The organism is Burkholderia sp. Ac-20379 (assembly GCF_017104645.1).
Taxonomy (GTDB): domain Bacteria; phylum Pseudomonadota; class Gammaproteobacteria; order Burkholderiales; family Burkholderiaceae; genus Burkholderia.
The window spans coordinates 1-10,366 of the sequence record NZ_JAAGPF010000275.1 but is presented as its reverse complement, the minus strand read 5'-3'; the positions used below and the strand labels follow the sequence as shown (position 1 = coordinate 10,366).

Below are 10,366 nucleotides of genomic sequence, written 5' to 3'. Positions count from 1 at the left end.
AGGCGGAGGCGGCGTGTGCTGCGACCGGCTCGGGGTCTGTTGCCGCAGGCGAAGCGATGTCGTCGCCAGCCGGCGCTACGGTGTCGGAATCGGCGGGGGGCGACACGGGAAGCGAGGCAGGCCGAGGCCCGGCCGCCTTGCGCGGCGCGCGCGCGGGTGCGCCGGCGGCGGGTTGACCGGCGGATGCCGCGGGCAGCGGTTCGCCGAACAGATCGAACTGCGCGGCGTCGTCCGGCGAATCGTCCTGCTTCGTGGTTCGCGCGGTATCGCGCCGCGTGCTGCCGTCACCCATGCATCGTGGTCGTTTGCGTCAGGCTGCCTCAGCGCGGCAGCGGGTTCTCGTACATGTAGCGCCGCGACCACGGCAGCGTTTTCGCGCTGCGGCCGGCCTTGCGGCAGACGAGCTGATAGATCGACACGTCGTCGTTCTCGAAGGCGTAGGCGCAGCCCGCGAGATAGACACGCCAGATTCGGAACTTCTCGTCGTCGACGAGCTGACGGGCCTGATCGGCCTTCGCCTCGAAGTTCTCGGTCCAGATGTCGAGCGTGCGCGCATAGTGCCGACGCAGGCTTTCGACGTCAACCACTTCGAGGCCGCCGCGCTGCGCCGATTCGAGCGCGAGGCTCACGTGCGGCAGCTCGCCGTCCGGGAACACGTAGCGGTCGATGAACTCGCCGCCGCCGAGCGAGGTTTCGCCGCTGTCGGCGTCCGACGAGGTGATGCCGTGGTTCATCGCCACGCCGTCGTCGGCCAGCAGCTCGCGCACCTTGGTGAAGTAGCCCGGCAGGTTCTTGCGGCCGACGTGCTCGAACATGCCGACGCTCGTGATCCGGTCGAACTGGCCTTCGACGTCGCGGTAATCCTGCAGGCGGATCTCGATCTGCTTCTCGAGCCCGGCCTTGCGCACGCGCTCGGTGGCCAGATCGAACTGGTTCTGCGAGAGCGTGACGCCCACGCAGTGCGCACCGAACTTCTGCGCCGCGCGCAGCACCAGCGCGCCCCAGCCGCAGCCGATGTCGAGCAGGCGCTGGCCCGGCTGCAACTGGATCTTGGTCAGGATGTGATCGATCTTCTTGATTTGCGCGGTGGCCAGATCCTCGTCGCCGTTCTCGAAATAGGCGCACGAGTACAGCATGTTCTCGTCGAGCCAGAGCTGGTAGAAATCGTTCGAGACGTCGTAGTGATACTGGATCGCCTTTTTGTCCGAGTTCTTCGTGTGCGTGAAGTAACGCGTGACGCGCGCCAGCTTGCTCGCGTTGGTGACGGTGCTGCGCGCGAGCGAATAGCCGATGTTGATGATGTCGGGCAGGCGGCCCTCGATGTCGATCTTGCCCTTGACGTACGCCTCGCCGAGATTGTCGAGGCTCGGGTCGAGCAGCAGCGGCAGCGCCGATGCGTTGTTCACCTTCAGCGTCACGGCCGGCGCGCTGAAGCTGCCGAAATCGTGTTGGTCGCCATTCCAGAGCACCAGCCGCGCCGGAAGGTTGGCCTTTTCTCGTACTTCGTCTGCCCACTGTGCCAGCTTCTTTTCCCAGAACATAGAATTCTCCGTTGTCTGTTGAAACGAATACAGCCAAGCCATCTTTTCGGCTCGCCGCGTCGAGGCGGCGGGCCGTCATGCAAATCGAAAATACGAGAGGCGCTGCGGGACGACGTGCGGCGCGCGTGGCGTTACGGCGAGAGGCGCTCGATCGTCCACGGCGTGTTCGACGCCGCATCGCGCGTGTAGCGCAGCCGATCGTGCAGCCGAGAGGGCCGGCCCTGCCAGAATTCGATGGCGTCCGGCACGAGCCGGTAACCGCCCCAGTGCGGCGGGCGCGGCGGGTTCTCGCCATAGCGTTCGCCGAATTCGCGCTCGCGCGCTTCGAGCACGCCGCGGTTCGCGATGACCGCGCTTTGTTCCGAGGCCCAGGCGCCGATGCGCGAGCCGGCCGGACGCGACGCGAAGTAGGCGTCGCTCTGTGCCGCGCTGGTTTTTTCGATGCGGCCTTCGATGCGCACCTGGCGCTCGAGCTCGATCCAGTAGAACAGCAGCGCGGCGTTCGGGTTGTGCGCGAGCTCGCGGCCCTTGCGGCTTTCATAGTTGGTGAAGAACACGAAGCCGTGCTCGTCCACGCCCTTGATCAGCACGATGCGCGCGGACGGGCGGCCTTCGGCGCTCACGGTGGCGAGCGTCATGGTGTTCGGTTCGGGGAGTTGCGCGTCGAGGGCTTCGTTGAACCACTTGTCGAATTGCCGGACGGGATCGGGCGCGACATCGGCTTCGTCGAGCGAGGCGCGCGAATAGTTGATGCGGAGGTCGGCAAGAGTGGACATTTTTTATGCGAACGCTTCAATCTGAGGCGAGTATAGCCAAGGAAACAAATTCCTGCGCTGGCGTGCCGCGCCCGGTCGGCATCGCGTCGATCAGGCAAAATAGGCACTTTCGCGGCTGTTCCGCTTTCATTTCGCTTACCTAACGTATGTCCCGAATCGACGCCGTCGCCACGCAGAACGATCTTACTCCGAGCCCAATAAATCAGCTTGGCGACGCCGACCGCGCGCGGCGCTTCGGCGGCATCGGCCGGCTTTACGGCCCGGCCGCGCTGGCCGCGTTCGAGCGCGCCCACGTCGCGGTGATCGGCATCGGCGGGGTGGGCTCGTGGACGGCCGAGGCGCTCGCGCGCAGCGCGATCGGGCGGCTCACGCTGATCGATCTCGACAACGTGGCCGAGAGCAACACCAACCGCCAGATCCACGCGCTCGACGGCAATTACGGCAAGGCCAAGGTCGACGCGATGGCCGAGCGGATCGCGCTGATCGATCCGGCCTGCCGCGTCGATCGCATCGAGGATTTCGCCGAGCCGGACAACTTCGAGGCGCTGCTCGGCGGCGGCTTCGATTTCGTGATCGACGCGATCGACAGCGTGCGCACCAAGGTCGCGCTGATCGCCTGGTGCGTGGCGCGCGGCCAGCCGCTCGTGACGGTGGGCGGCGCGGGCGGCCAGCTCGACCCGACGCGCATCCGTATCGACGACCTGGCGCTGACCATTCAGGATCCCTTGCTGTCGAAGGTGCGCGGGCAATTGCGCAAGCAGCACGGCTTTCCGCGCGGGCCGAAGGCGAAGTTCAAGGTCAGCGCCGTGTATTCGGACGAGCCGCTGATCTATCCCGAGGCCGCCGCCGGCGAGATCGACATGATCGACGGCGAGGACGGCGCGGCGGACACGGCGCAGGCGGGGCCGGCCGGGCTCAATTGCGCGGGCTTCGGATCGAGCGTGTGCGTGACGGCCAGCTTCGGGTTCGCGGCGGCGGCGCATGCGTTGCGGGCGATCGCGGCGCGCGCGTGAGGCTGCGGTGTAGGCATTTCGAAAGCATGTCAACGGCGTCGCGCGAATTCCGCGAATTCGTCGTGCAGAACTGAATATTTCGCGGTTTCGGGACCTTTTTCGGCCGTTTTTGTCATTTCCCGATTGTTCGGCAGCCCAAAGCGAAACGGGCGCGAGCCCTTGCGGCCCGCGCCCGTTTTTCATCGCCGGTTCGGGGCGATGCGTCCGGCGATCAGTACAGCGCGGCGCTGAGCTTGCGGCGCCACGCGGCGACCAGGTTCGGCTGGTCGGACGCCAGTTCGAACACCGACACCATCGTCTTGCGGCCCACGTCGTCCTTGAACGCGCGGTCGCGCTGGACGATTTCGAGCAGTTGCTCGAGCGCGCCCTCGTAGCGGCGGTGCGCGATCAGCATCTGGGCCAGATCGAAGCGCGCGTCCAGATCGCCCGCGTCGGCGGCGATCCGCGCTTCGAGCGCATCGGTGGGCGGCAGCTCGACGGCGGCGTCGATCGCTTCGAAGCGCGTGACGATCGCCTGATAGCGCGGATCGACGCCGTTCACCGTTTGCGGCGAGAGCCGGGTGGCTTCGTCGCGCGCGGCTTCGACGCGGTTCACCGCGAGCAGCAGCTCGATCAGGTCGAGACGGATGTCGTCGTCGCCCGGGTTCAGCGCGAGGGCCGCCTGCAGATGCTTGACGGCATCCTCATAGCGTTCCTCGGCGATGGCGATCTGCGCGGCGCGGCGCTCGGCGTCCTCGGCCGACGGCAGCAGCCGGTCGATGAACTCGCGCAGTTGGCCTTCCGGCAGCACGCCCACGAACTGATCGACGGCGCGGCCGTCGGCGAACGCGATCACGTGGGGGATGCTGCGCGTCTGGAAGTGCGCGGCCAGCTCCTGGTTCTCGTCGACGTTGACCTTGACGAGCTTCCAGCGCCCGGCGTAATCGGCTTCGAGCCGTTCGAGCATCGGGCCGAGCGTCTTGCAGGGACCGCACCAGGGCGCCCAGAAATCGACGAGTACCGGTGCGTCGAGCGATGCTTCGATGACGTCGCGTTCGAAGGTGGCGAGCGTGGTGTCCATGAGGTCCTCGTGAGTCGGAAATATCGCGTAGTTGGGGCCGAAGCCCCGGATTTCAATGCTGCGGCTTGCGTTCGGGCAGCGGGATCCAGTCCGTCTCGCCGGGCACCGTGCCCATCTTCTGGGCGGTCCAGTCGCGCTTGGCCTGGTCGATCGCCTCGCGCGTGCTGGCCACGAAATTCCATTCGATGAAGCGTTCGCCGGCCAGCTTCGCGCCGCCGAGCAGCATCACGCGCGCGCCGCCCTGGCTCGCCAGCGAGACGGCGGCGCCCGGCGTCAGCACCGCCATGGTGGCGGCGTCGAGCGGCGTGCCGTCGATCGTCAGGTCGCCCTCGACGAGGTAGACGCCGCGCTCCTCGTGATCGGCGTCGAGCGCGAGCGTCGCGCCGGCCGCGAAGTCGGCGGCCGCGTACAGCGTGCGCGAGAACGTGGTGGCCGGCGAGCGCAGGCCGAACGCGTCGCCGACGATCACCGTCAGCGAGACGCCGTCGCGCTCCAGCTTCGGCAGCGAGGCGGCCGGATGATGCTCGAACGAGGGCGCGGTGGTTTCGTGCTCGATCGGCAGCGCCACCCAGGTCTGGATGCCGTGGATCGTCTGGCCGCTCGCGCGGATCGCCTCGGGCGTGCGCTCCGAGTGCACGATGCCGCGGCCGGCCGTCATCCAGTTGACGTCGCCGGGCACGATGGTCTGCAGCGAGCCGAGGCTGTCGCGATGCAGGATCGCGCCGTCGAACAGATAGGTGACGGTGGCCAGGCCGATATGCGGATGCGGGCGCACGTCGAGGCCGCTGCCGGGCGGCAGCTCGGCCGGGCCCATGTGGTCGAAGAAGATGAACGGGCCGACGAGGCGCGCGGCCATCGCGGGCAGCGTGCGGCGCACCTGCAGGTTGCCGATGTCGCGGACATGCGGCTTCAGGACCGCTTTGATCGATTCGCTCATGGTCGAAATGGGACGCGGGATGGGGGCCGCTCATTGTATCGGGCCTCGGCGACGTTCGCGCATAGCGGCGGCTGCCGGTAGACTGCTTCCTTTTGCCCATGCGATCACGGAGGAACCGTCGCGATGATGGCCATGAAGGATCTGTTGCTGGCGCTGGTGGTGATCGTCGCCTGGGGCGTCAACTTCGTCGTGATCAAGGTGGGGCTGCACGGCGTGCCGCCGATGCTGCTCGGCGCGCTGCGCTTCACGCTGGCGGCGGTGCCGGCGGTGTTCTTCGTGCCGCGCCCGAAGCTTCCGTGGCGCATGCTGCTGATCTACGGCGGCACGATCCTGCTCGGCCAGTTCGTCTTCCTGTTCACCGCGATGTACGTCGGCATGCCGGCCGGGCTCGCCTCGCTCGTGCTGCAGTCGCAGGCGTTCTTCACGCTCGGCTTCGCCGGCCTGTTCCTCGGCGAGCGCGTGCGCGCCTGGAACCTGATCGGCCTCGTGATCGCGGCGCTGGGCCTGGCCGCCATCGCCGCGCAGAGCGGCGGCGCGATGACGCTGGCCGGCTTCGTGCTGACGCTTTGCGCGGGCGCGATCTGGGCGCTCGGCAACATCGTCACGAAGAAGATCGGCAAGGTCGAGCTCGTGCCGCTCGTCGTGTGGGGCAGCGTGGTGCCGCCGATTCCGTTCTTCCTGCTGTCGCTCGCGTTCGAGGGGCCGGCCCGCATCGAGACGGCGCTGGTGTCGATCTCCGGCGCGTCGATCTTCGCGATCGTCTATCTGGCGTTCATCGCCACGCTGCTCGGCTACGCCATCTGGGGCCGCCTGCTCGGGCGCTATCCGGCCGGCCAGGTGGCGCCGTTTTCGCTGCTGGTGCCGGTGGTCGGCATCGCCTCGTCGGCCTTTTTCCTCGGCGAGCAGATGAGCGCCGCCGAATTCGCCGGCGCGGCGCTCGTGATGGCGGGGCTCGTCGTCAACGTGTTCGGCGGGCGGTTGGTGCGCCGCACGGCCTGATCCCGTAATTTGCTGCGCAAGTAACGAAAAACCCCGCTCGAAGGCGGGGCTTTTCGTTTGCGGCGATGCGGGCGCGCTCAGGCCATCCGGCTCTTCGCCAGCGGCGGGTTGGCCGCGAAATAGCGTTTGATGCCGCGGAAGATCGCATCGGCCATCTGCTCGCGATAGGCGTCGTCGTTCAGGCGGCGCTCTTCGTCGGGATTGCTGATGAACGCGGTTTCCACCAGGATCGACGGAATGTCGGGCGCCTTCAGCACGGCGAAGCCGGCCTGTTCGACCGAGCCCTTGTGCAGCTTGTTGATGGTGCCCACCTCGCGCAGCACGAAGTTGCCGTAACGCAGCGAATCGCGGATCTGCGCCGTGGTCGACATGTCGAACAGCGCGCGGTTGACCGACACGTCCTGCGTCTTCACGTTGATCCCGCCGATGTTGTCCGACGAGTTTTCCTTGTTCGCCATCCAGCGCGCGGCCGCGCTCGTCGCGCCGTGATCGGACAGCGCGAACACCGACGAGCCGTGCGCCTGCGGCGTGGTGAACGCGTCGGCGTGGATCGACACGAACAGATCGGCGCCCACGCGCCGCGCCTTCTGCACGCGCACGTTCAGCGGCACGAAGAAATCGTTGTCGCGCGTCATCATCGCGCGCATGTTCGGCGCGCCGTCGATCTTCGCGCGCAGCTTCTTGGCGATGTCGAGCGCGACGTGCTTCTCGTAAGTGCCGCCGCCGCCGATCGCGCCCGGATCCTCGCCGCCGTGGCCCGGATCGATCGCCACCGTGAGCAGGCGCACCGTGCCGTTCTTGCCGCCCTTCGGCGTGGTGAACGCGTAGGTGTCGGGGATGCCGTCGTCGTCGTCATCCTTCTTCGCGACCACGGGCGGCGGCTTGATCGCCGGCTTGGCGGGCGAGGGCGGCGCGGCGGGCGACGGCCGCGCGGCTTGCGGCGTGTTCTGCGCGAACTGCTGGAAGAAGGCATCGCTGTTGTCGTGCGAGCCGGCCGGCGGCGTGCCGGGGCCGTTCAGCGCGGCCTGCGGCGGTTGCGCCTGCTGGGCCTGCTGGGTGCGCACGTCGTCGTTGAGCTGGCGCTCCTTGTGCTCGGTCTGCGCGATCAGATCCGACAGCGGATCGGGCGCGACGGCCGGATACAGGTCGAACACCAGCCGGTAGCGATACGAGCCGACGGGCGGCAGCGTGAACATCTGCGGCTTCACCGAACCTTTCAGATCGAACACCATGCGCACCACGTGCGGCTGATATTGCCCGACGCGCACGGATTGGATCTGAGGATCGTTCGGCGCGATCTTCGACACCAGGTCGCGCAGCGCCTGATCGAGATCGAGGCCGTCGAGATCGACCACGAGACGATCCGGGCCTTGCAGCAGTTGCTGCGCGGCCTGCAGCGGCTGATCGGATTCGATCGTCACGCGCGTGTAATCGCGCGCGGGCCAGACCCGCACGCCGAGCACCGACGAGGCCATCGCCATGCGCGGCGCGACGAGCCCGAGCACCAGCGTGGACGCGCCGGCCATCAACACCTTGCGGCGGCGCCAGTTGTGGGTGACGGTGGCGGCCGACTCGATCGACCGGAACGGTTTGATCAACATCTTTCGAGACATGCGTTTCCTGAAGCACTGTAGGCCCGCGCCGCGAGCCGGCGGCCTTCGCCGTCGACATCGAGCGCGAACACGAGATCCGGCACGCCGAGCAGCGTACCCGCCTGCTGCGGCCATTCGACGAGGCAGATCGCACCGGCGTTGAAATATTCGCGAAAGCCTGCGTCCGCCCATTCGGCCGGATCACTGAATCGGTAGAGATCGAAATGATGCACCGCGAGTTCCCCATCTTCGCGCGGCAACGCATACGGCTCGACGAGCGTGTAGGTGGGGCTTTTCACGCGGCCGGCGTGGCCGAGGCCGCGCAGCACGGCGCGCACCAGCGTGGTCTTGCCGGCGCCGAGATCGCCGACGAGCTGGATCTGCAGGCCGGCGAAGCCCTGTTGCGCGCGCTGCTGCGTGCGCAGCGCGTCGATCGCGTGCGCGAAGCGCGTGCCGAACGCGGCGGTCGCGGCCTCGTCGGGCAGCGCGAAAACGCGCTCGGCGAGCGGGGTGGACGCGACGGACGCGGCGATCGGATGGCTGGGCTGCGCGGGCATTCTCGTAAAATAGCGCGATGAACCGTAAACCGGAACTCGACGTGATGGACGCGCCCTCGACGCAACGCGAGGGCGCTGCACCGTGCCGCCTCGACGAGGCGGCGCTGGATGCGCTCGCACTGCGCATCAAGGCCTGGGGCCGCGAACTGGGTTTCGGGGCGATCGGCATCAGCGATATCGATCTCTCGGATGCCGAGGCGGGGCTTGCCGCCTGGCTGGAAGCCGGTTGCCACGGCGAAATGGATTATATGGCGAAACACGGCATGAAACGCGCGCGCCCGGCCGAACTTGTAGCCGGTACGCGACGTGTGATTTCGGCCCGTCTCGCCTATCTGCCGGCCGACACGGTGGCCGCCGGCGCGGCGTCCGGCGCGGGCGGCTGGCGCGCGCACGAGCATGCGCGGCTCGACGATCCGGCCGCCGCGGTGGTGTCGATCTACGCGCGCGGCCGCGATTATCACAAGGTGCTGCGCAATCGCTTGCAGACGCTCGCCGATCGCATCGAGGACGAAATCGGCCCGTTCGGCTATCGCGTGTTCACCGATTCGGCCCCGGTGCTCGAAGTCGAACTCGCGCAGAAGGCCGGCACCGGCTGGCGCGGCAAGCACACGCTGCTGCTGCAGCGCGACGCCGGCTCGCTGTTCTTTCTCGGCGAAATCTTCGTGGACGTGCCGCTGCCCACCGACGCGCAAACCCGCCCCGATGCCGCGCCCGAAACGCCGGGCGCGCATTGCGGCAGCTGCACGCGCTGCATCGACGCCTGCCCGACCGGCGCGATCACCGAGCCGTATCGCGTCGATGCGCGGCTGTGCATTTCGTATCTGACGATCGAATTGAAGGGCAGCATTCCCGAGCCGTTGCGGCCGCTGATCGGCAACCGCGTGTACGGCTGCGACGATTGCCAACTGGTGTGCCCGTGGAACAAGTTCGCGCAGGCCGCGCCGGTTGCCGATTTCGACGTGCGGCATGGGCTCGACCGCGCGTCGCTGACCGAGCTGTTCGCGTGGAGCGCCGCCGAATTCGACGCGCGCATGCAGGGCAGCGCGATCCGGCGCATCGGCCACGAGCGCTGGCTGCGCAATCTCGCGGTGGGGCTTGGCAACGCGCTGCGCGCGCCGGCCGGGCAACTGGCGGGCGACGCGCGCGCGGCGATCGTCGCGGCGCTGGCCGCGCGCGCCGACGATGCGTCCGAGCTGGTGCGCGAGCACGTCGAATGGGCGCTGCGGGCGGCGTAGGCGGCGTACAGTGACGATTTCGGCGCAAGCGGCATCGGGAGGCAGGCCATGTTCAATGCAGTGATCGACGCGCCGTTCGGCAAGGTCGGCATTCGCACCGAAGGCGGCTGCGTGCGCGAGATCGTCTATCTGCCGGACTCGATGCGCGGCGTCGAACCCGACAACGCGCTTGCACGGCGCGCGGCGAAGCAGATGGCGCGCTATTTCGAGCGCGCGTCGGTGCGCTTCGACCTGCCGCTGGCCGAGGTCGGTTCGGCATTCCAGCGGCGTGTCTGGCAGGCGATCGGCGAGCTGCCGCCCGGCACCGTCGCCACTTACGGGCAGATCGCGAAGCGCATCGGCAGCGCGCCGCGCGCGGTCGGGCAGGCCTGCGGCGCGAACTGGTTTCCGCTCGTGATTCCGTGCCATCGCGTCGTTGCGGCCGGCGGCATCGGCGGATTCGCGAATCACGACGGCGACGGCTATTACCTGAAGGTCAAGCGCTGGCTGCTCGCGCACGAAGGGATTCAATACTGATGGCATCGATGGCAGGGAAAACGGAAGCGGGCGACGTTGCGGCGTTGGCGAACGAGGACGGTGCGGGGGCGGCGGCCGACGGAAAAAAGCCGCGCGCGGCGCGCAAGGCCGGCGTGGCCAAAACGCCGAAGGCGCCCGGG

The 10,366-nt window shown here is 68.0% G+C and carries 10 protein-coding genes and 1 pseudogene; 4 read left to right on the top strand and 7 right to left on the bottom strand.

From position 1 onward, the window contains the following. From G3N92_RS35100 to pdxH, 3 genes and pseudogenes are all read right to left on the bottom strand, one after another. Positions 1-292: pseudogene (locus G3N92_RS35100) on the bottom strand (DUF72 domain-containing protein); the annotation flags it as partial. Positions 293-320: 28 nt separating this feature from the next. Further along, a complete protein-coding gene (locus G3N92_RS25900) occupies positions 321-1,541 on the bottom strand; it encodes a cyclopropane-fatty-acyl-phospholipid synthase family protein (protein WP_206130442.1) in 1,221 nt (406 codons plus the stop codon). Between the two features lie 131 nt (positions 1,542-1,672). Continuing rightward, positions 1,673-2,317 (bottom strand): pyridoxamine 5'-phosphate oxidase, encoded by a 645-nt coding sequence (gene pdxH, locus G3N92_RS25895; protein WP_206130441.1) that lies wholly within the window; start codon positions 2,315-2,317, stop codon positions 1,673-1,675. 146 nt (positions 2,318-2,463) lie between these two features. Between pdxH and G3N92_RS25890 the strand changes: the two genes are divergently transcribed. Next, the gene (locus G3N92_RS25890; RefSeq protein WP_206130440.1) at positions 2,464-3,330 is read left to right on the top strand and encodes a tRNA threonylcarbamoyladenosine dehydratase; all 867 of its coding nucleotides are present in this window, start codon (positions 2,464-2,466) and stop codon (positions 3,328-3,330) included. 211 nt (positions 3,331-3,541) lie between these two features. Here the strand turns inward: G3N92_RS25890 and trxA are convergent, their stop codons facing one another. Together trxA and G3N92_RS25880 are read right to left on the bottom strand one after the other, a co-directional pair. After that, positions 3,542-4,390 carry a thioredoxin gene (trxA, locus tag G3N92_RS25885; protein ID WP_206130439.1) on the bottom strand — a complete coding sequence of 283 codons (849 nt, stop codon included), beginning with the start codon at positions 4,388-4,390 and terminating at the stop codon, positions 3,542-3,544. A gap of 52 nt (positions 4,391-4,442) precedes the next feature. After that, entirely contained in the window at positions 4,443-5,327 is an 885-nt protein-coding gene (locus G3N92_RS25880; RefSeq protein WP_206130438.1) for a pirin family protein, read from the bottom strand. 126 nt (positions 5,328-5,453) lie between these two features. Between G3N92_RS25880 and G3N92_RS25875 the strand changes: the two genes are divergently transcribed. Next, entirely contained in the window at positions 5,454-6,326 is an 873-nt protein-coding gene (locus G3N92_RS25875; RefSeq protein ID WP_206130443.1) for an EamA family transporter, read from the top strand. A 77-nt stretch (positions 6,327-6,403) separates the two neighbouring features. Here G3N92_RS25875 and G3N92_RS25870 read toward each other — a convergent pair whose 3' ends face one another. Both G3N92_RS25870 and tsaE read right to left on the bottom strand, forming a co-directional pair. Beyond that, entirely contained in the window at positions 6,404-7,939 is a 1,536-nt protein-coding gene (locus tag G3N92_RS25870) for an N-acetylmuramoyl-L-alanine amidase (protein WP_206130437.1), read from the bottom strand. After that, positions 7,921-8,475 carry a tRNA (adenosine(37)-N6)-threonylcarbamoyltransferase complex ATPase subunit type 1 TsaE gene (gene tsaE / locus G3N92_RS25865; RefSeq protein WP_206130436.1) on the bottom strand — a complete coding sequence of 185 codons (555 nt, stop codon included), beginning with the start codon at positions 8,473-8,475 and terminating at the stop codon, positions 7,921-7,923. Before tsaE ends, G3N92_RS25870 begins: the two co-directional genes overlap by 19 nt. A gap of 17 nt (positions 8,476-8,492) precedes the next feature. Here tsaE and queG point away from each other — a divergent pair, with 17 nt between their 5' ends. Both queG and G3N92_RS25855 read left to right on the top strand, forming a co-directional pair. Continuing rightward, positions 8,493-9,710, top strand: a complete 1,218-nt coding sequence (queG, locus tag G3N92_RS25860) for a tRNA epoxyqueuosine(34) reductase QueG (protein WP_206130435.1) — start codon at positions 8,493-8,495, stop codon at positions 9,708-9,710. A gap of 48 nt (positions 9,711-9,758) precedes the next feature. Then, a complete protein-coding gene (locus G3N92_RS25855) occupies positions 9,759-10,226 on the top strand; it encodes a methylated-DNA--[protein]-cysteine S-methyltransferase (RefSeq protein WP_206130434.1) in 468 nt (155 codons plus the stop codon). Positions 10,227-10,366: the final 140 nt, after the last annotated feature.